Annotated in this window: 17 protein-coding genes and 1 riboswitch; all 17 genes read right to left on the bottom strand. The window is 34.1% G+C overall.

Annotated features, from left to right (window positions below; genetic code table 11):
- Positions 1-306: 306 nt before the first annotated feature.
- Positions 307-795, bottom strand: a complete 489-nt coding sequence (locus ACFSFY_RS12455) for a nucleoside deaminase (protein WP_381538488.1) — start codon at positions 793-795, stop codon at positions 307-309.
- Between the two features lie 94 nt (positions 796-889).
- Positions 890-2,422 carry a hypothetical protein gene (locus ACFSFY_RS12460; RefSeq protein ID WP_381538489.1) on the bottom strand — a complete coding sequence of 511 codons (1,533 nt, stop codon included), beginning with the start codon at positions 2,420-2,422 and terminating at the stop codon, positions 890-892.
- A gap of 165 nt (positions 2,423-2,587) precedes the next feature.
- Positions 2,588-3,373 carry a hypothetical protein gene (locus ACFSFY_RS12465; protein ID WP_381538491.1) on the bottom strand — a complete coding sequence of 262 codons (786 nt, stop codon included), beginning with the start codon at positions 3,371-3,373 and terminating at the stop codon, positions 2,588-2,590.
- Positions 3,374-3,870: 497 nt separating this feature from the next.
- On the bottom strand, positions 3,871-5,235 hold the full coding sequence (locus ACFSFY_RS12470; RefSeq protein WP_381538493.1) for a M20/M25/M40 family metallo-hydrolase: 1,365 nt from the start codon (positions 5,233-5,235) through the stop codon (positions 3,871-3,873).
- A gap of 100 nt (positions 5,236-5,335) precedes the next feature.
- Complete coding sequence (locus ACFSFY_RS12475; RefSeq protein WP_381538494.1) at positions 5,336-6,322, bottom strand: tetratricopeptide repeat protein; 987 nt, start codon at positions 6,320-6,322, stop codon at positions 5,336-5,338.
- Positions 6,323-6,393: 71 nt separating this feature from the next.
- Positions 6,394-6,681 carry a hypothetical protein gene (locus ACFSFY_RS12480; RefSeq protein WP_381538496.1) on the bottom strand — a complete coding sequence of 96 codons (288 nt, stop codon included), beginning with the start codon at positions 6,679-6,681 and terminating at the stop codon, positions 6,394-6,396.
- Positions 6,682-6,750: 69 nt separating this feature from the next.
- Positions 6,751-6,850, bottom strand: a riboswitch (SAM riboswitch).
- A 278-nt stretch (positions 6,851-7,128) separates the two neighbouring features.
- Positions 7,129-7,446 carry an HNH endonuclease gene (locus ACFSFY_RS12485; protein WP_381539068.1) on the bottom strand — a complete coding sequence of 106 codons (318 nt, stop codon included), beginning with the start codon at positions 7,444-7,446 and terminating at the stop codon, positions 7,129-7,131.
- 251 nt (positions 7,447-7,697) lie between these two features.
- Complete coding sequence (locus tag ACFSFY_RS12490) at positions 7,698-7,988, bottom strand: hypothetical protein (RefSeq protein WP_381538497.1); 291 nt, start codon at positions 7,986-7,988, stop codon at positions 7,698-7,700.
- 469 nt (positions 7,989-8,457) lie between these two features.
- Positions 8,458-9,258, bottom strand: coding sequence for a hypothetical protein (locus ACFSFY_RS12495; RefSeq protein ID WP_381538498.1), 801 nt, complete (start codon positions 9,256-9,258; stop codon positions 8,458-8,460).
- A gap of 11 nt (positions 9,259-9,269) precedes the next feature.
- Positions 9,270-12,698 carry a hypothetical protein gene (locus ACFSFY_RS12500; RefSeq protein ID WP_381538500.1) on the bottom strand — a complete coding sequence of 1,143 codons (3,429 nt, stop codon included), beginning with the start codon at positions 12,696-12,698 and terminating at the stop codon, positions 9,270-9,272.
- A 16-nt stretch (positions 12,699-12,714) separates the two neighbouring features.
- Complete coding sequence (locus tag ACFSFY_RS12505) at positions 12,715-13,569, bottom strand: DUF4007 family protein (protein ID WP_381538502.1); 855 nt, start codon at positions 13,567-13,569, stop codon at positions 12,715-12,717.
- A gap of 49 nt (positions 13,570-13,618) precedes the next feature.
- The gene (locus tag ACFSFY_RS12510) at positions 13,619-14,152 is read right to left on the bottom strand and encodes a hypothetical protein (protein ID WP_381538504.1); all 534 of its coding nucleotides are present in this window, start codon (positions 14,150-14,152) and stop codon (positions 13,619-13,621) included.
- A gap of 5 nt (positions 14,153-14,157) precedes the next feature.
- Entirely contained in the window at positions 14,158-16,140 is a 1,983-nt protein-coding gene (locus tag ACFSFY_RS12515) for an AAA family ATPase (protein ID WP_381538505.1), read from the bottom strand.
- Between the two features lie 23 nt (positions 16,141-16,163).
- Positions 16,164-16,343 carry a hypothetical protein gene (locus ACFSFY_RS12520; RefSeq protein ID WP_381538507.1) on the bottom strand — a complete coding sequence of 60 codons (180 nt, stop codon included), beginning with the start codon at positions 16,341-16,343 and terminating at the stop codon, positions 16,164-16,166.
- Complete coding sequence (locus ACFSFY_RS12525; protein ID WP_381538509.1) at positions 16,327-18,489, bottom strand: DEAD/DEAH box helicase family protein; 2,163 nt, start codon at positions 18,487-18,489, stop codon at positions 16,327-16,329. Before ACFSFY_RS12525 ends, ACFSFY_RS12520 begins: the two co-directional genes overlap by 17 nt.
- 165 nt (positions 18,490-18,654) lie before the next feature.
- Complete coding sequence (locus ACFSFY_RS12530) at positions 18,655-19,902, bottom strand: hypothetical protein (protein WP_381538510.1); 1,248 nt, start codon at positions 19,900-19,902, stop codon at positions 18,655-18,657.
- Positions 19,903-20,050: 148 nt separating this feature from the next.
- A complete protein-coding gene (locus ACFSFY_RS12535) occupies positions 20,051-21,907 on the bottom strand; it encodes a DNA/RNA helicase domain-containing protein (protein ID WP_381538512.1) in 1,857 nt (618 codons plus the stop codon).
- Between the last annotated feature and the right edge of the window lie 75 nt (positions 21,908-21,982).

Below are 21,982 nucleotides of genomic sequence, written 5' to 3' on the forward strand. Positions count from 1 at the left end.
CTGCCGTTGATTACTTGATCAATAAAAGAGACCTTGGTTGTATACAGGGTCTTTTTTCAATTTTCTTTAATTATTTATCTTTCTCCTCATAAACTATTAAGTTTCCTATCCTTCGATATGACTCTAATTTAGCTCCTTCAATAATATAAAGCGATCGAGCAAAATAGATACCTCTCCTAGATGCTCTTACAGCAACCAATACCCGTTCGTCATTTTCTATGCTCTTTCTTGCCTGTGCACCACACAACTTAGACGCGATTCTAAATCGTTTCCGAATTGTGTGGTGCACAGGCATTTTTTATATCCCTAACTTATCCCCATATAAAACTGTCGATGAAGTTCGCGAACTTGCTCCGCGAGTTCAGGTATAGGACCGTCTACTCTCGTGTTACGAATTACATCTTGTATCGGAAGACTACGAACACGCGACCGCGAGACGTCAACCCCAAATTCGGTCAACCACTGCACCAGTTGCTCAGACGAACTGACGTAAACAATTCGACCTAATCCTACCCAACCATGAGCAGCAGCACACATCGGGCAATGTTCACCCGAAGTATAGACGGTCGCTTTCTCTAGCTCTTCCAAAGTCATATGCTCCGCCGCCCAGCGCGCCAAAGCAAATTCCGGATGCTTTGTATGATCTCCATCTCCCACATGATTACGTTCCTCTCTAAGTACATGACCATCAGCTGCCACCAAGACCGAGCCAAACGGTTGGTCGCCACTTTCCAATGCAATTTTTGCGAGTTCGATGCAACGCTTAAGATGCATTAAATCTGAATCCGTTATCACAATAATCCTCCTTGTACTGTGTTAAATATTAATGCCTGTACACCACACAGGTATCTTCTTAATTCTCTTCCAAAACACTCACTAAAAGTATACATTAATTGCTAATTTCTACTGGATGTTCAATGATCTGGACTGTCAAACTTTTACCAGTATAAATTAATAAGGCATATTCAATTACTCTTGCCTCGTCGAACGATAAATATGTGGAGCTAATATTTTGTTCCGAAAAGTAAATAAAAATATTATCATTATCATACCCGTGTATTTTAATCGTTGATAAATCAGTGGAAGAATATTTATTTAGCTGATTATTTTCAATAAATAACTGGACCACATTCCATAGTTCGTCAAGATTATTTAACCCTATCTGAGCAATTGAATCTTTGCTATTTACAAATAATACCTCTATTTTTTCATAACCCGTTAGTAAATTAATAACTTCAAATATTTGATCATCATATTGAATTTTTTCTATTAGATCTTCCATCTTATTTCCATCATAATCGATATAAATATAATCTGATTCAACCGCCCGTATCTTAGAGTTCTTAAGTTTAGGAAAGTCTTCTTCCCATCTATCTATCACTTCTTTAAGTATTTGTTCACATATAAGTTGGTATGTTTTGAAAGGTACCTTTTCTATAACAAAATCACTTGGAACAATTGATACTTGATCGTACCTCATTTCCTTAAAAACATAATCCACTACACTTTTTATTTCGGGTATTTCTAGATTCTTCATATCTTCTGGACTACACGAAAGATAAATATGTTTATTCCTAACTGCTTTTAATACTATAGAATCAAAATAATATTTATAATCCAAAACTTGAGATATTTCATCAATAATATATTCCCATGAATTTATTAGGTGTGTGGTTAGGTAATCAGTGTCGTTAATTCGCACACTGTTTTTCTCCAAATACTTTACACGCTCACCGATATTTTCCAACTTTATTTTTTCTTCTTTAATAATTTCTTTTTCAATATATAAAGGCTCTACACTTAACATATTTTTAAAGAATATTGTAATAATATTTTTAAGTTCTTCTATATCTCTATTATAGTTAAATGATTCTTCCCAATTAATCGATTCTCTGCTTTCTTCATATTCATACTTGTTTTCCGACGATTGATATTTCCGTAGAAAATTAATAGAAACCGATACAGCTACGTTTATTGATATAGCTACCTTATCAAGTTCCATTAGAATTTGTTGCAGATTTTGGTCTTTAATGAATATATTATCTTTATAATCACTCATGAGAAATATGCTCTCATTGTTGTATCTATAAATGTGCACCGGTTTATTTTCCTGAAACATTATACTGACCATTTCTAAATCTATAAAAGGTATGATAATAAATCTTTCATTTATTACCTCTTTATGTTCCAAATAACTTCCATACCGCACTACCTTTTTAGCGTTATAAACTCCTATTCTATTTTGTTTTTCGTCAATAAAGAGACCATTATCAAAAGATGAGTTAATATGCTCACTACTAATATTAAATTCTTTATCTAGCTCTTTTACTCTATTAATAATCTTTATTTTCTTAATTTCTTGTGGTGATAGTTTTAGATCGACTTTTTTATTCCGTTGCCTTCTACTAAATAGACTCAGCATATTTAATCGCACCCCCTAATTAATAAAAACTCCTAAATACTACTCAGTCAATTACAATATAATGCTCTAAGACTTTGCAAAATACGATATTCATAGTACTTACTTTCACTTCTCTAACATTCCACCAACCCACTTTAAATACAAGTTCTTAATCTTTTTCCTTTCCTACACTTCTGTAACAGTAGCCGTTTTACGGTTAATTACTTTTTCTGTTATTATTATTAATTCATCCGTCAATTCGATTATATCCTTTTCCTCAGACCATAAGGTTAGTGGTTCAGCATGTGCTAAAGCATTTCTAAAACCTTCTATTGAGCGAAAAAAACTCTTTGCACCTGTTTTAGACATATCAACGTATTCTTTTAATAATTCTTCACTTTTATATAATAACTCTGTTTTGTCACAAATTTGTGTACAGCTTATTAAGTTAGTTTCCTGATTTTTGTCAACAAAACCTTTGTATATTTTCCTTGCTGCAATAATCCTACCATCGTTTAACAATGGAACCCATTCATCATCTGGATATACCTCATCTATAAGTTCCGCTACTTTGCTTTCAAAAAAAGTTATTATCCCAAAAAAGAGCATTCGCACAGCGGGTTTTTGTATATCTGACTCTGTAACGATCGATACTATTTGAGATTTGTTTATTACGAATAAACGAGTATTAATTTTTAGTAGTTTAAGGCAATCCAACAAATTTGTGTTATTAGTAATTAAATCGGAAATACTGAAATCATTTACTGTATTCCGGAGATTAGTAAATTCATATTTCTTATCTATTTCAAGATAACCAATCACTCTATCATTTTCTTCGTAACCAATAACGTCATAATTTTTATTCTCAAAGTAATCTTCAATTTTCCACTGCTCATTGCTAGCTACAGAGGCTAATGGTTCTGATATGTCTTCAGCGGTAAAAAACTGATTAAAAGCAATATTTTTTCCCATCAAATTAAAAACCCCTTACTAGTTTCCATCTTTATTCGCCAATGTTATGGTAAATACCTTCTACGCGTATCGATGCCCAACCCTATCTCCTACTGGATTATTCTTAAGGATAACTTTTTTATATAATGGATTAATTAATACTAATGAACAAACTAAAGAGACTGACATGCTTTTATGAAATTTGAGTGGGTCTTCAATGGAATTTATTACTTTTCACAAGGATGTTTTTACGATTAATGTTACACCTATACTAGAGCACACGGAGATTCTTTATCGCTGGGTAAGGAATATTTACGAGTTTCGATTGCATGCATATTTTGACAGGAAATCAAGGTTTGGGAAGTAATTTTATTTTGTCGGAAAGATTTTGCTTGCCTGTGCATCTCTTAATCCATTTGAATTCTGAACTGTATCCGAATTCAAGCATGCACAGGTTTGCAAATCCCTAATTTATAGCCTTCTCAAACTGGCTGCCCAAACTAACTTCACACCCAACCTTATACTCCAACACCAACCCTTTCCCTATTCCCTCTCAATCCAACTACCCTCATCAAAATCCGCCAATCGTTCAATATCTCCATCACAAAGCTATACGTACCATAACTAGCCTTCACATCCAACATCTCATTTGAAGTATGCTCATTCATATACCCGGCAGAAAGGTTTACACTTTCTATCCCGTTCTGTGCCCATATATACGTATCACTCGACCCGCCAGCGACTGCTCGCCATTTGCTGGCACCGGATTTTCGGGCAATCCGTTCGAGTGCAGTTCCGAAAGCGGGTGTGCAGAACGGTTGGATACCGTTTCTTGACGTGACAATATCATGCGTGCCACGGCGATCGATGACGAAAGCCATATCGACATCCCATAGGAATGATTTTGCGACCTGCTGTGCACCGAGTAGGCCGATTTCCTCTTTAACGGTGAAAATATATTTCAGTGTTCCGTTAAATTCGCTCTTTCCGACTGATTTGGCAGTTGCCAGTACGACATTCACTCCCGCTCGGTCATCCGCTCCTAAAATCCCTTCACTGCTCGACCAGATAGAGCCTGTTTTTATGATTTCACGGTCATCGGCAATTCGTTCAACCGTATCGAGATGCGCATTCAACAAAATAGTCGGACCTGGTCCGAAGCGTTTTACGGAGACTATGTTCCCGTAATGATCCACTTCTATCTGATCGGTAAACGGACGCAGTTCCCGCATGACATATTCACGGATTTGACCCTCTTCTCCACTCTCACCGGGTATGGCAAGAACTTCTTCCAATGTTTTATTGAAAACCTCTTCACTGATGAACTCATTTCGCTCACGATGGATGTTCTCCACCTGTTCACGTGAGAGTTCCGAAATCTGAACGGCAATGGCCGGAAGATTTTTGCGGTCCGTCTGAATAGATAATCGCACTCCGATTCTTTTGACACGCAAGCCACAGTGAGCAAGCAAGCTCTTGGCCATTCGCGCAAACTCCGCGGACACAAAATACAGATGTGGCGATCTTCGCTCATGTCCATCACAGGAATACGTCATAATACAGCCGAGTCGGTTCAGCTGCATGACGATTCCAGCGATATATACATCGATCTTATCCAACGGAATCTCCGTCGGTCCATAGCTCGATTCACTTCTGCCGTCGACAACTGTTTCCAAGTGACTCACCCATTCTTCTTCAGTCAGCACGCCATCAACTGACAAAATCCCATCTTCCAACCTCGTCACAATCGACAACTTCTCCAGATGGGATTCTAGAAAACCCTTATTGTGTGCAGTAAGACCGCCCACTTCAAATTGACCCTCACAAACTTCCTTCACTTCATAACCATATCCATTCAATAAACCATTCCAATTTTTCATCATCTCATCATCTCCATTTCATTTGATACCCCAAGTATACGGAAATGACTGTGACGCCCTTGTCACAGAAAAAGCCTCCCTACTGAGTAGAGAGGCTTCGAAATTATTCAGCATCATGTTGGATAATAAAAAACGTGCACGGTTCAATACGATAACTTTGCGTTCCCCGGACTGACTGGATGAATCGTTCAGGCAATCCGACTTCGACCAGTTTTTGTTTCACTCGCCGGATCTTTTGCCGATAATTATCCCAGTTAAAATCCTCGCTATCGTGAAACATTTCTTCCTGATTGCCGATGAGCTCATATAACGGCAATGCTTCCTGTTTGGCTGATTTTAACAGCAGCCGCTTCAGCAAATTTCCCAGCTGATGGGATATTCTTATGCTCAGATCACCGCTTTGAATATAAGGCTCTTCCACCGTCAAATCCACCCATACATCACCAGGCGATACATTCGATTCCAATTCTTTATACCGGTCACGTGAGATGAATTCTTCACCTGTATTGCTATTCAGCCGGTATTCCTTCAGAGCCAGCAGCGCTTTGACATCCGCTGAAAGTTGATCGATGCTGATGCCTTCTGTCTCTAGCGATTCTTCTGGCTGCAAGTCATCCACTGCCCGCATCGATTCTTTCACAAGCATCATCGCAGAGTAGCTGATGAACAAATGTGCCTTAACAACCTGATCCTCTGCCAATGGGAAATCCGGCGAGCTGTGTAAAATCGATTCTTTAAAAAAAGAAATCGCCTTTGTCCAATTCCCGTCTTTATAGTGGAGAAAGGCATATCGGTAATTCGCTTCCGCGTTATGCGGATCGATCCGCAAAATCTGCTGAAATGTCTGCTTGGCGACATAAGGATCCTTCCGATCGGTCTTCATATAAAAGGCATGTTCCAGCATAATGCCAATGAAATCATTTTGCTTGTCCGGATTATCAATCTTCAACTTCCGCTCCAGGTCCAGTATCTGAAAAGCCAATTGCGCAAGATGTGCATTGAAACCAAACGGTTCATTCCGCCTGGCTTCTTTCAACTTTCCGTACAGCTCTTGCAACCGCTTTTCACCTGTCACTTTTAAACGATTCATGAACTCCCCCCTCTACTTGACCTTAGGAAAAAACATCTAGATTGATTCACATATTAAAATCCTACCTCACTTCACACCAATGGCAAGTGTTCTCCAAACACATTCTTCATCAGCGCACGCTTCTTATCCTCTTTTACAGCTGTCAACTTGTCGATTTCTTGTTGGACGGCATGGATTTCAGCCATCTCCTGTTGAATGAACGTACGTGAAATCGTATCGCCTTGCTCATAATAATCGATTTTCCGCTGCAGCTCTGCCACATGCTGATGCCGCTGCATTGCACTTGCCGTTCCCGTCGGTTGTCGTTTCTGCACATTTTTTAGCTGGTCATACAATTCTTTTAATCTCGTCATTATCATCACTCCTGAATATTTTTCCAAACAAAAACTCTTCCCCCAATGAGAGAAGAGTTTGCATGCAAAAATTTCTCCTCATCGTTCAGGTTCCCCTGTTGGACGTAGCACCTTACCACAAGGCAGGTTGCTGAGACTTCGTCGGGCCAATTCCCTCCGTCTCTCTAAATAAGAAAAGAGTTTATGTTTAGTTGAGTATTAGTATAGGGCAAGTGAAGAATTCTGTCAATATGATTGTTTCTCTAAGGCCAATTCTTCAATCCATTTTCAAGGTACCTACGTGAGAAAAAACAACAAATAATTTAACCAATTGTATATATATACAAATCAGATAAACTTTTCAGCACATACATAGTAAATATGCATTTGTAGTGTATAGTCTTAATACTTTCACGCACAGCTGCCCAATATTCATCTATATAAATATTTTGAGCGTTATAGAAAAGTTAATAATCATTCATATTTTTCTTCCACTTTATAAAAAGATAACAACTTTTTTATTGTTATTTCAATTCCATACTTATGGAAGAGATCCTTTCTATTGGCAAATAATATTTTAACCATTTTAGATTTGTCAACTTGTAAACCGTAATGAATTTCACGATGACAATTCGGACATAATGTAACAATATTATCAGCAAAATCAATAGTGTTTTCAAATTGAGTTTGGGTAAACATGGGGACTAAGTGGTGCCCTTCTACAAAAGGTTTATTTAATTGTTCATTAATAAAGATTTTGGGGTACCTGTGTGAGAAACAACAACAAACAATTCAACCAATTGTATACACATACAAAATAAATGAACTTTTCAGCATATGCCTAATAAATATGTAATTGTAGTGTATAGTCAGAATACTTTCACGCACAGTTACTTAAAATTTAAAGTAAACAGTCATTGGAAAGTAGCATTCCAATGACTGTTTACCTTCGCCTTACTAGACAGTGGCTCAAAACTCCGCTTAGTTAGCTCATTCTGTCCGCAATCCTAAAATGAATAGAGGAAATATATATTCATTCAAAACTAGCAGAAACTGTTTGTTTGAAATTGATGATTACAATCACCTAGTAACGTAATTGGCTTATCAAGTATTTTAGGTTCTAGGGTTAAGCTGGATATATATACATGAAAGTTATTCCCTTGTAAATCACAAACTGTTGCACGTTTGTTTTTTATGTTTAAAATTTTTACATACCGTGGTTTAACGTTCCCCATAAAAGCCAGGTCACCTACCGACCGCTTAGTTTCTATAACCATTTCTTTAATTCTGGATACTATTACATCAGATTTATTCACCAAATGAAACTCTTTCATTTAGCTCCTCCTCACTATGGATTCAACTTTCATAAGAATCCGACTTTGTTATGAATAACAGCATTTAGTGTAAATAGTATTATTCTATGAGTCTTTACCAAACGCTAGAACATTAACCATCAGTTAAAAAACCTTTTATAATCGCTCTGGTTTAGACATATTTAGTCGGGGTTTTCTCAACTTGGTGTAAAAAACAATTAGAACTTAACCCATTTCTGCCCAGGTAAATATTCTCAATTTCTATAAAGATATTTAAATGCTATCTTTAACTTTTTATGCAAATCTTAATATACGTATTCTCAATTATTGATAAATGGATAATTGTTTTATTGAAACGTTTAGTATTATATAAATAAAAAAACCGAATTACGAAATGATTTGAAATCATTTTGTAATCCAGTATTTTACGTCAATTAAATTATTGGCAAATAAATTGGCCATTCAGCGATACTTAAGGAATTTTCTATGTTTAAGAAAATGAACAAACACAAGGTACTGTTTCATCTTGTATTTTAAGGAAGCTCTCGACGCCTTCCCTCTCCATTCGCTCTCTATAATCTTTTAGCGTGTAAGGGCCGCCATCTTTTTTCAAAATCGTAACATTTTTGTCGAAATGTTTTCGGAAGTTCTCCTCCATTTCTTCCTGCAATGCATACTTGTCTGGCCAAACTTGATATAGCTGTGCATAATGCTGAAATCCACCACGCACACAACGGCCAGCACAGTTTGCATGTGAAAAACCTAATGCATACATACGTGGTAGTGGAATGCCCCACTCTTTTTCAATAATCGCCTTCACATCTAAATCTTCACGAAAAGTTTCTATCATCGGAAAACGTGTTTCTACAGGTTCGATCGGATTATGTTCGTAAAATGCGGTTAGATTCTCCGCTCGATGCGATTCATGTGGACCAATACCGAAGTAAAGAATAGGTTCTAGGTTCCGTTCATCCCGAAGCTCTTCCAAAAAAACAATCGTCTGCTTCACTTTCAGTTCCTCTGAACATCGTGCTAAACGAGAATTACCAAGGAAGCGCGTATCGTAAAACACTTCCTCCGGAGTTCGTCCATCCATTCGTTCAGTAACTTCAATTCCTATATACTCGGCAACTTCGTCCATAAATCTATAATTATCCTCATCTTCCCAAAGCGTATTCGTAAAGAAAAGGATACAATTTTCTATTCCATGTGCTTGTACCATTTGATAGGCTACAAAAGCACTTGAAGCACCTCCGCTATACATTGCAACATGGACTGGTTTTCTAGTCATTTGAACCTCTCCTATTCAATGTATTCATTTATTAATTTATAAATAATATAATCTATTTCTTCCCTAGGGACAGTCTTACCAGCATTCTTAATCATACGATTAACATTATCATAAATAATATTAGATTTAGTAGATAACTCTAGTTTTCTAATTTTCTTATACTTATTATTATAGGTCAATTCGACAACATCATCACTGATTACGTCTTGATCATCCAAACTAATCAAGTCATTTTTAACTTGGCTTAAAAATAACTCATAAGTTGTGTCAGACCAATTTACCAACTCAGTTCCGATATAGATCATTGACATCTCTTCAATAGTCGATGCTTGTTTTAACGAAGACAATAAGCGATTTTTGATAATCACCTCAGCATCATATTCTTTTAAAAAGTCATCTTTAATAATAAAACTTTCTATATCTAGCTGTTCAAGCAGGTAATTTTTCACTGATTCTACAAAAAGTTTGTGATGTAACCTCAATTCAGACATTAACGCTTTTAAACCCTCTATATTATTGCCATACTTATCCTGTAAATATTCGATACTTGCTAGAGGTGTAACTTCGCTCTTTCTGATAACTTCTTTAAGTTGTAATAGCTCGTCAGAAAGATTATTTGTTATTTGTGTATGTCTTGGCAAAGCACGAAGCCAATTCAATAAACCACTGCTCACTCTTATTAAAGGTATGCTTTCTAACACATATTCGCTAATATACATTTTAAGATGTCTCTCTAAAGTATTCATCATATCATTCAAACCTACTGAATAATCATGAAACTCGTAACTATATTCACAAGGTTCATTAAACATTTCATAGATTTTTTCTGCTTCTAATGCGGGTACATACATTGAATTTCGATAAAACATTAACTGATCCCATTTATCCCTTAATAGGATAACAACAAAAAGTGGTATGAGTGGTTTTCTTATCCCATAAGGCGCACTAGATAAAATCTCAGTAATCCTTTCCAGATTACCTTCCGGAGATTCCTCTATTGTTTTTAATAAAGTTTCCCTAATCGAAGCCAATTTTTCTTCGCTTAAACTGTCTAAACTTTTTAAATCAATATCATTATTTTTAATTACAGTCGCATAAATTAAATAATCAGGCCCTTGACCAATTATTTCAAGATTGGGTTGGTCATATGATTTCAAAACTCCATCGAGAACTTTATACAATGATGTTCTTTGAATACCAACGACATTCATTCTATTGACCGAGTCATTCATTACTATTGGTGTATCGCTATAATTATCCCACATAATATTGCTGATTTTATCTTCTAAATCCACTTCATTAGAAAGATGCAGCTCTTCTCCTTGGTAAATCCAAACTACATTAGACTTGAAGGTAAAATAGGCATCTAAATAAGACGATATTTCATAAAGTAATTCTTCATGTAAAAGGTTTAATTCAATCTCCAAATTGCGATGTTCCGACAACAAGTTTTTATCACTTATAATATTGCTTATAGCCATTTCCTGATCTACTTGTTCCTGAATACTTTTAAAATCCTCAGTTAATATAGAAAATATTAAGTAGCTGTTCTCGATACTTTTGACCTTTTCTAACACTTGCTTATAGTCATTTTTACTATCTAATAGAATTAAATATATATAACCATCCGCGTCATCATGTAATAAGGACTGCTCATTTGAAGCGCTCTTAAGGAACTCCTTAGAATTTATTAGACTAACTTTCATAAACCTAGTCATATCTTTTATATCGTTATATGCTGATGCCAGAAAATATCTTTTGTTAATCGTATTACTAAGAAATGGCATTCTTTTATCCTGACTCAATCTGAGCTCCGAAAGTTGAGAGTCGATCAACTCATCTATAACGACCGAACTACCTTCCATTAGTTCCCACTGATTCAATATACGATTAAATCGAATAAACTTTTTCACACTTAATTCTTTTAACTCTTTTTCAACTTGTATTTTCTTCATACCTATAGCAAATGATATTAAATCACTATCTATCCTATAAATGGTATTGGAATGAGAAATTTCCCAAAGTGTTATCAGCTTTAGGATTTTATATGAAGCTTTGGTTGCTTCATTTTTCGGGAGGTTCTTTTCAATTCTTTTAAAAACCTTTAATGACTTTAACGCTTCATCGTTTTGATTGCCTTCTATACCTTTCGAAAAGAAAAATTCAAACAGATTATCAGGATAATAATAAGAGAAATTTCTTCTAATATGATTCATTAATCCACCCGTGTCTTCGCTTTCTAAGAACGTAAATAATGTTCGCTCATTTTGACCGAACACTTTAGATATACGAGGTAAAAGGTACAAAGTAACCGGGTGTATAGGATAAGCACCCTCCACAATTACTTTCTCAATTTCTTGTTGGTTCAAATCCCCAAATAAATTAAACGACCTTATATCCATCACTATTTCTTTGAAGTCTGGAATTTCAAGCAAAAACTCTTCTGTAGTTGCAGCCGAATATTGCTCCGCAATTCGATAATATGTAGCTGTATCACTTTCAACAAAATATGTTGAAAATCTTTTTTCAATTCTTTGAAATTCCGATTGGTATTCAGCTGTAAATCCAAACATATACTGTGACATACTCTTATGAGATATAAGTAGAACTTGTAAATATCCACTTACCCTATTTGCAATCTCAGCAAGATCTTGAATATCTTGCATCGCTTTGTAAACTTCTTGATGATCTAGATTTTGTAAGAACCTACCGAATTCATCGTAAATAATAAAAATACCTATATTCTCTTTTTCTAATACATCCAATATTAATTCAATCTTTTCAATAAAAACACCACCTGTATTTGATTGGAATTCTGCTCCTGCTGTTAGGCTTGGGTAAATTATTTTAAACCATTTTATTTCAGCAATATCGCCTTTTTCAATCTTCTGCAAAGATAATTTCGGATTAGAATTCCTATCTTTTAACAACGTGGTGAATTCTTTGTATGTACTTGGATATTCATTCAACCAATCAGCTATAATTTTAATTATTTTATTTTTTTCATCGGGTAAACTAATTTCTATTCCGTTCAATTTCAGCTTGTTTATTATTGACGTAATAATTGCGTCACTAAATTGTCCTTCACTTCCACTTAAGGTAATCGGTATATAAGTTCTATTTAAACTCGTCAATTCGCTTAAACTTTGATATACTTCCTGATGGACTTTACTAAATTTATCTACTAAAACTTTAATTTCACGTTTTTTTATAGCTTTAGAAACGAAATTCGCCATAATTGTTGCAACTAATGACTTTCCACTACCATAGGGGCCCACCATGATATGGGCCGAATTTCCACCTTTGTTTAAAAAACCTTCCGCTAATCCGATTAATGATTCTGCATGGGAAGGTGTTGGTAAATATCTTTGTACAAATTCATCATTACCTATATCAAACTTAACGTTTACACTCGTTTTAAAAGAACGATTTAAAACCACATTTCACAACAACCTTTCACTCTGAAGAGTTTCTCAGGAATTCCTCAGGGTCTATTTCTGGAATCTTAACCATATCTAAATTATTTGTTCGAGTAAACTGAAGAGGATAATCTGGATCATCTAGCAGTTTCATTAGTAAACCAACAATTGTTGAACGACTTAAGTTGAAGGATTTTCCCAATAATCCTTCTTTATGAACGATGTCCTCTAGGCTAACCTCATATTGCTTGTGTTCAAACCCGTACGCTAATAGTATATACTGAACGAAAAGTAGACTTCCGTCTGGAATAGATGGTTCTACCTTATAAACAGTACCATTTATCTCTTTCAGTAAAGCTAATTTATTAAATGGGCTTGCGTTTACTTCCTCAGGGTCTTTAAAGTTTCTACCTGCGGTATACATACGTATTAAACAATCAATATCCCTCTTAATAGAATTCTCTGCTATAACTCGTGTTTCTCTTTCCTGCACCCATGGATCCAACTCAACAAATATATCTTCTCGAGTAGACATTGATTCAGAAAAAAGATTAAAAAACCAATACCATGTAGTACTATTATGGATATTTGAAACAATTGTATAATGTAATAATGCAGCTGTTTCAAAATGTTTAATAGCAGGATCGTTTCGTAAAACCCAATCACCTATAGATTGAAATTCATGATAACGATTTTTCCCAGTTCCTTTAACTTTTGCTGCACCTGTAGCGTCTATCCAGTAACGTAAAGATTGCACCATGTTTTTACCTAAACCGATTTTTTCAAATGCATCTGATTGAAAAAAGAAATTAGGATCGTTTTTTATTTCTCTTAAACCTTTCCCTAACCATCTTTCACGAAGAAAAAAACTTTGGTGTTGATTGTATCCCATTATCTGTCCTACTTTCAAAAAGTTATGATTGCTTTAATTGATGGAGACTTTAAGCATCTAAAACGCTTTTCAATTCTCTTTCGGCTAATTCTTCTACGACAAGATTGAAATCATCATCTAGCCCTTTAACAAAATCATGTATGTTTTTAAATTGATCCTCTCTTACGGTAGAATCCCGAATCAATTCCTCATATAAGACTGTAATACCACCCCTTACATAAGAATTAAAGACAGACATGTTTTCTTTATGCAGTTCTTTTAGGGAAGAATGCGAGTCGGCTCTAAAAGCTCTATTTATTTGTTCTTCTAAGGTTGAATTCTTTGTGTTATCCAAAAGCATTATCAATCTATATATTAAATCTAATTCTATCTCTTTCTTTAATAATGCTTGCGTCCCGATTTTACTAACTACATCACTAAACTCTTCACTAATGTCAATATCTTCTTTTCTACCATTTATGTAACCAATTAAAGCTGAGGACATATAAACATCAAGGTTTAACGCAAAAATTTTATAATCATCTACCAACTGTTTTATATATGCAGCATGTTTTCCTTTAATATCAATATCAGCTCTAAACATTATAATTATGCCTCCTTTATTATTGTTTCAATTTCCGATTTTTTCTCCAAAACATATCTTTTACCAACCTTATCGCCTATTTCTTCTTCAGCATAATTCCAATCTTTCGACATAACTATTAAAATCAATTGTTCTGCAATCGTGGGCAATACTTTAGATATATTATTTACATGCTTTACATCTGCATTTGAAAATGGAGCGTCAAGAATTAAAGGGAATGCTTCTGAATCTACATCAACATCATCTTTTTTTGTTAATTTATTTTTTGCAAGGTCCATTAATCCAGCAATAAAAGAAAAGTTTTTCACCGTTTCTAATCCACCTGATTCATCAGTAACTATATCTATATCATTTGTTTTTGTAATTAATGTAACTCTGTATTTATCATCAATTTCTACTCTTCTATTACCATGATAAATTTGAGTGAAATACTTATTTACTTTTTCCTCCATCTCTATTCGAATAGTTTTCTCTTTTGAAAAATAACTATTTGCAATCCATTTATAAATTTCTTCTGCATAGGCCATGTGTAGTCTAATTTCTTTATTTTTTTCCGAAACGCCAATGGTCGATTGATATATCCTTTTGTTTTCCCTAATAATCTGATCCTGTTCTCCCATGCTTATTGAAAAATTATTAATTTTCTCATCTAAATTATCTATTTTGCTCTGATTACTAATTAATTCTTGTTCATAATCCTTAGAAGCAATATTCTTGTTTATTTCATTACTTATATCTTTAATTTCATCCGTAAGAAAAGACACTCTTTGCTTGTTTTTTAATATGTCTATATAACTTTTCTGTAAATTTTCAGAATATCTATCACTCGAAGAACGATAAGCTGATGCTGAGTTAACAAAGTTACTAATAAGTAAGCCTATCGACTTCGGCGGGAGATATTCTAGCTCCTCAATTAATTTCAGATGGGCATCATTACCTATCTCGATACAAGTTCCACACACACATATGCCTCTTTGAATTATATGTTCAATTGAATTTGCATTCATATCTCTAATTCCTTTATCAGATACCTCGGCGTTTTCTAATTTTTCCAATGCCCTATTAATTAGTGGTCTGGCAAAGAATAAATATGATTTATCATTAAAGTTTTTCAAATAGTTGATTTCTTCTCTTACTAATCCAATCGTTTCAGACTTCAACTTTAATTCTTTTGATTCTCTTTCTCTTTGTAACTTCGAAGAAGATGTCATATCCTTCAAGATGTCCTGAACCTCTATATTTCTAACAACTTTTATGCGTTTTTCTTCTTCAGCTACTTGAATTCTATCTAACAAAACCTTTTTTTCATTCTCTGCTTGCTCAAACTTAATTTTCGCATTAATTGCAACTAAATCATCTTTATCACTTAAACTATTAAAAAGAGCACCTAACACAGTATCACTTTGTGTTTCTCTACCAATATGATTCATTGTATTCTTTAAAACCGTTAAACCTAATAATCCCTTAACCGCAGCTGTAACATCGGTTTTATCGGATACATTACCAAATCTTTCAGTATCATAGAAAAAATAACTTGACAAATCCTCTGGCAATATTTCTTCTACTTTCCTTTGATTATCTTTTCCTTCAAAAGATTTAGTTTGGCCATCTTCCATTTTATAAGATACTTTTAATTCACTAAAGTTATCTGTCTTCACATCTTTATTTCTTAAGTGATGCTTCAATGTTCTTGTTATAATATATTCCAAGTCTTGATGCGTTAACTCAATTGTTACAGACATAGTCTCCATTGCTTTGGAGTGAAAAACCATTTCTTCTTTGATTGTTTGATTCAAAAGCGCATCCCTTAATTTAAAATTTACTTTTCCATAAAAACACCATAAAAATGCTTGTAACAAAGTAGTTTTACCACTAGTGTTATCCCCTAATATCAATGTAATATTTTTATCCGGATCTTTTGAAAACTCTATGCTTTGCAATCCTTTAAACTGTCTAAAGTTTACAATCTCTATTTTCTTTATCAACATAGCATTCACCACCTTAAAGTATATTAAATGTTTTTATTAATCTCTGTAGTAATAATATTTCTAATTTGTTCAATCATTTCGTCTTTTGTATATTTCTTAGTTTTAACATTTACTTTTTCTAATTGTATAACTCTCAGTTTCATTGCATTTAACTTAATTCTATCTAATTCTATTGTTTCTTTAGTATCAGTGCTCAATGTCATCAATATCAACCTCTCTTAAGTAATAAGAATCTTTTATATCATTAATTAAGCCATCTGCTACCGATGAATTTTCAGCAATACTTGCAAAATCAACCATTCTATCGATTTCTCTTAATGGTAATGATTTTAGAGCATGCAATTCAGAAATATCCATACTTTTAGCTTCATCAAAACTGACTGGTAAAGTAATAAAATCATATATAGTTGCATATTTCTTATCTTCGAATTTTCTCAGAACTCTTCCTCGTCTTTGAATATACTCTTTCGGATTTGTACTACTAGCAAGAATAAATGCTGTTTTAATACTTGGGATGTTTACTCCTTCATCCAAACATCGGATAGCAATTAAAGCTTGTAGATGTTTCCCTTCAGCGAAAATACCTTTTAAGTCTTCTCTCTCTTCAGCACTTTCTTCTGATGTAAATTTAGAAACTTTAAAATCCAATTTATTACCCAAAAGATTAGTTACTACATCAATCTGTCTTTTCTCCTCTTCATCTGCTTTGCCTTCCATATAATCGGGATCATTGATTGTTGCAGCACCACAATACACCAACATATGTGATTCATTCTTATATTTTGCAATCTGCTTTTCTAACCCCCTAATTTTATTTTGGGCACCTGCAACTACTCTAGCTCTCTTTATCATCAAAAACTTGGTTGAATCACTAAAGTTACCCTCATCCCTATTCAAAGCTTTTCCGATGTCGATAGTTAATTTCCTGTACAAGTCAAGTTCTTCACTATTCAAATAAATTAGTATTGGATAATAATAGTAAGGTGTTAACATATTATTATCTATTGCCATTTTCAAAGTATATTCAATTACTTTATCACCGAAATAGTTATATAGTGCTTTAGTCCCTTCTTCGTCATTATGACGGTCAATTGTGGCGGAAAGACCCAATCTATAATTTGCTTTAGACAACAACTTTGACTTGAGATAGTCTGCACCAAAGTTATGAGCTTCATCAATAACTAAAACTATATCTTTATCCACAGATTTGATTATTTTTTGCAGAGAGTCCGATGAGAATGTGGCATTAGTAGTAACTAAGCAAAAATGATTAGTAATACCATATATAAAGTATTCCACCTCGTCTTGTAATAATCTCTTCCAATTTCTTTGTTTCGATGTTGAATATCCAATAATCGGATTCATTCCAAACAACTCAATATCTTCAACCCACTGTTCAACTAGATGTTGATAGGGACAAACGATTACAATAGCTAATCGATTATTGTTTTCTTTGAATAGCTCAGTAACAGCGGCTAATCCAGTGATTGTTTTTCCTGTCCCTGTTGCCATATCAAATATTCCTCGAAAACCTTTGGACTTCCAACTTGCAATCGCTTCCAATTGATAGTCCCTCAATTTAATTTGCTTCGGCATATGTGGTCCTATTATTAAGGGTTCTTCTTCATCTATATTAGTTCTATATAATTCTTTTTCATCCATAACTAAATCTGGTTCTTCGAAAATATAACCCTTAAACTTTTCAAGCGCAATCTCAGGAAAATCCATCGTTTCAACCATATCAATATCATTATTCCAAAGCTTATCAAAAGTATCTTCTTTCGACCGAATTCGTTCAAAATCATTTGTCCAAGAAGTAAACACATCAAATGATTCATAGTTATATGAAAGTGCAGATTTCGTTTCGTTAAGCGAGCCTGTAAAGACTATTTTATTGCCTTCCTTATCCTGTAATAAACCCATTTTCTCATGATATATTCCAATTCCATTAGATGCCTCAATAAATGCTATTTTAATATCTAGTACCCCTGTTGAAATTAAATGAGCGAGTAAGTTCAATCTTTTCTTTTCATAATAATCAGTAGTTCTTAAATCTAAAGAATCTAATATAGATTGATTAATAACTTCTTCACGAGACTTATACCCCTTATTAATTGCCTCAATATCACTTTCTGATAACTGCGGTGATGCTATCACTTGAATTTTACCTGAGTTAGCAATTAGACCAGATATTCCTTTTGATATTTCAATTAAGGCTGTTGAAGAAAAGTATCCAACTGCTCTTTTATAACTTACAGATTCTTGAAGAGTAGGTATATAAAAGTCTTTAATTATATCATCACTAAATGATCGATACTCTGGTTTAAGAGTTAGCTTTAAGAATCCCATTTAATCACTCTTTCCATAGACTTATATTTCAATTACTTTATACAGACTATTGTATCATTATTAATAATAAATAGTACCTGTGTGACAATAAATAGTGTTTTTATACTTTCATGATTGTTTATTCCACATTTATGCTGAATTATTTTCACCAAAGATTATCACGAACTAGCGGAAAAGCACATCCGGTAGAAGACCATCTATTTCGTTGTTAATTTCTATATATTGAGTTTTTAATTCCGGATGAACTTCAAATAAATCTAATAACGAATCTCTAAACTTCCAAGGGATAAAATGACCACTCATTCTACTATTAATTGCTCTAACTATATGTTCATCAAAACCAAACCTTATAATAATACTTTTAATAATATTTCTATTTCCCCTTGCCCAATCAAAATCATTTATTTTCATATCAACAAATGCTATATTTTTAAACATTTCAAAAAAACCTGTTTCCTCTAATGTTAATAAATCAGATTCTTCCACCTGATTAATAAACAATGTATCATTATTTACACTAGAAATAGTCTCTATCATTTCTTTTAGCTGATTTTGAGGAATTAGACCATGTCTTAGAAGACCTATTATTACTTTATAGGTCTTATATGAATGCTTCATTTCATTCCATAATGATCGGATAAAAACCGGATCCTCAGTGAAATAACGAACTTTAGAGGAGTCCTCTTCAAATAGCACTTTACATAACCGTCTATTTACTTTAACAAAATCAATTAACTGGTTTAAAAACTCTCCATTCAAAGTAAACATTTCATGCCATGGGTGTGTTCTTATTGGACTAAAGATATCTCCCTTAGTAAGTTCGTAAATCACCTCAAGAACTTCTAAATAATCACTATGTTCCACTGCAACTGGAATTTCGTTTATTATAACTGATGGATCAGCATCAAAAGGGGTATAATTTGAATCGAAGAACACTTTTATCCTTTCTAATAATGCTTCTTTTCCCCCTCCAACACCGAACTTTGAAAGGTTCGATTCATAAAAGAGCCAAAATGATTCAACATGACTAAAACCTATTTTATTTCCTTTAGCATGTGCACAGTCATTTCTTCTGTCTTTCCAGTAAAGGTATTGGTTCCTCGTATCTGCTGATAAATTAAATATTGTTGCAGGTCTTTCCCTATTAACACATTCTATTATTTTCGCTTCCCATTTATCGTCATTTCTCAAATCGTTTTGAATCGTCAACCAATAATCTTCTGTATATCCAGGTGGTTTGCTAGCAATAAGTACTCGTTCTTTCAGAATGTTTTGGAAGGAAAGAAAAGAAAATAAATAAGCTGCTTTATATGCTTGTGCTCTATAGCAAATAAGAGCTTCTTCAATAAGTTCTATTGTTCTAGTTGAAGTTTTTTGTTCGTATTTAATCCAATCTTCGAAATATATCTTCAAAGAGAACACTCCTATCTAAACAGTTTTTATTATCTGTTATTAAATAATTATTATGTTGTTTATAAAAGGTAACTAGTTAGGAAAAATCATGTTTTTTAAAAGTTTCTCGCCTAGTTACACGTAATTCAAGTTACCTTTCACTATTTCATCAAATGGAATACTTAATCTTCTCCCGAAGATATTTCCCCAACTCCTCATCACAACAATACACATAACACCCCTTCATCCCCCTCGTCATCAGTGTCTTATACGTATTTCTTACCAATTTATCCAACAAATCAACCTGATCCTTTTTCGGTCTTGCTGGTCTTGCACCTCTATCCTTGAAATGCTCTCTTCTAACCACGAGTGATTTCGTTTCAGGATCGTACCCCAGATCATTTCCAATAATTACGCCTGCGTATTCCATTTCTAATCCTTGTACAGTATGAATACAACCTATTTGATAGGCACATTCTGGATGTATTGCCCAGTCGATACGATTTGGATCATTCCAAGGCATTGCAAAACCCATCTCTTTAATTACAACATCGTTGGGTAATTCCCCATCTACAAGTTTCTTATCCCACTCCCATGCATAACCTGCCATAACTCGTCCATTTTGTTCATCAATAACCTTTCGGATTAATTCCTGAGGAGTATCCACAACCTGAAAGTCGTAGTCTCCTTCTAATGGGACAAGCATTTCATCCTCATTAAATATATTATCGAGCCAATCTATATAATTTCCTGAACCAGAACAGCGGAATTGCGAATCGAGTTCTACAACATGAACTTCCGAGTTTAATTTTTTCGCCTCTTCTTTAATTAAATCGAAGTTGCCAATGTCTTTATTTGAAATGACTTGGTTGTCATCCACAAAGAATACACTTAGTTTACTTGCACGGATAATTTGAGTAGCTTGATTTTCACCTTCAATTTTCCTTTTCATATGTCCTTGGTTTTTAAGTCGGTGTGCTTCGTCACAAACCAATACATCATAGTAATTTTTTGGAGTTTCAACGTAGGAAGCTGAACCCTTAAATAGATTTCGGATTTCCACAAAGCCACTGGATCCAACTAATTTCTTACGCAGTATTTCTCTAAACGCTTGATTGGGTGTGATGTATTCAATATTCGAATCTCTTGATAGTAAGTAGTTCATCAAATTCAGACCAATTACTGACTTTCCTGTACCAGGGCCGCCTTTGATTAAAATTGTATGTTTAGCAGTTGAAGTCCGTATCACTTCTTCAAATAGCGCAATCACTTTTTCATATGCAACTTTTTGTTCGTCTAACAATATAAACTCTTCATTACCTTGAAATAGTGAATTCACTGTTTCAACTAACTTTTTCGAGGGACGTATTTTACCTTCCTCAATACTCTTTGCAATTTCAAATCCATTGCCCTCTGATACGTCGTTTCTTAGCTTTTCCGCTAACTCACGATCATTAAACTGAAAGTAAATCGGTGAATCTTCTATGTAATTTAAGTAGCTTGGATCCAGTAAAGGCTCATTCGTCCGAGCTGGAATATAATTATGCAAATAAGCACAGGAAGTAAGATTAATTGTTGAATCTTGATAGAGAGCTTCGTTGAAGTTTTGAAGGAAACGTTTATAAGAACGGGCTTGGTAGGAAGGGTGTACAGTCTCTCGTTCTCTACCCCCTAAAAATGTACGTACGATTCCGTCACTCTTTACCACTTTCGCTTTCTGCCATTGTTTTAGTTCAACAATTACTGCATTTCTCCTACCTTTTTTATCATGACCAGCGATTAAGAAATCAATTCTTTTTTCGGTCGATGGTAAATTATATTCTAGTAAAATATGTGTATTATCCTTTAAATCCGCATCTCTCAAAACCTTCGCCATTTGTGGAAGAGAGTTTTCCCAGGACCTTAACTCACTTGCTGAAATGGATTTATTCATGTACTTTTTCACGTTTTGTTCAAGTACATATCCAATTTTATTCTCAAGTATATGTTCTAAAAAGTTTGAAGATGGCTCATTGTATATAATCAATTCGATTCACTCCTATCCATAGGTCTTCTTATTTAACTAGAGATAGATTACCACGTCATTTCACACACTATATTA

This window comes from Sporosarcina siberiensis (assembly GCF_042681925.1).
GTDB classification, from domain to species: domain Bacteria; phylum Bacillota; class Bacilli; order Bacillales_A; family Planococcaceae; genus Sporosarcina; species Sporosarcina siberiensis.

Excerpts from the sequence above, each read along its gene's own strand:
- ACFSFY_RS12465 (WP_381538491.1), bottom strand. The coding sequence starts at position 3,373 with ATGGGAAAAAATATTGCTTTTAATCAGTTTTTTACCGCTGAAGACATA.
- ACFSFY_RS12475 (WP_381538494.1), bottom strand. The coding sequence starts at position 6,322 with ATGAATCGTTTAAAAGTGACAGGTGAAAAGCGGTTGCAAGAGCTGTAC.
- ACFSFY_RS12525 (WP_381538509.1), bottom strand. The coding sequence starts at position 18,489 with ATGGGATTCTTAAAGCTAACTCTTAAACCAGAGTATCGATCATTTAGT.
- ACFSFY_RS12510 (WP_381538504.1), bottom strand. The coding sequence starts at position 14,152 with ATGTTTAGAGCTGATATTGATATTAAAGGAAAACATGCTGCATATATA.
- ACFSFY_RS12515 (WP_381538505.1), bottom strand. The coding sequence starts at position 16,140 with ATGTTGATAAAGAAAATAGAGATTGTAAACTTTAGACAGTTTAAAGGA.
- ACFSFY_RS12520 (WP_381538507.1), bottom strand. The coding sequence starts at position 16,343 with ATGACATTGAGCACTGATACTAAAGAAACAATAGAATTAGATAGAATT.
- ACFSFY_RS12470 (WP_381538493.1), bottom strand. The coding sequence starts at position 5,235 with ATGATGAAAAATTGGAATGGTTTATTGAATGGATATGGTTATGAAGTG.
- ACFSFY_RS12480 (WP_381538496.1), bottom strand. The coding sequence starts at position 6,681 with ATGATAATGACGAGATTAAAAGAATTGTATGACCAGCTAAAAAATGTG.
- ACFSFY_RS12505 (WP_381538502.1), bottom strand. The coding sequence starts at position 13,569 with ATGGGATACAATCAACACCAAAGTTTTTTTCTTCGTGAAAGATGGTTA.
- ACFSFY_RS12495 (WP_381538498.1), bottom strand. The coding sequence starts at position 9,258 with ATGACTAGAAAACCAGTCCATGTTGCAATGTATAGCGGAGGTGCTTCA.
- ACFSFY_RS12460 (WP_381538489.1), bottom strand. The coding sequence starts at position 2,422 with ATGCTGAGTCTATTTAGTAGAAGGCAACGGAATAAAAAAGTCGATCTA.
- ACFSFY_RS12490 (WP_381538497.1), bottom strand. The coding sequence starts at position 7,988 with ATGAAAGAGTTTCATTTGGTGAATAAATCTGATGTAATAGTATCCAGA.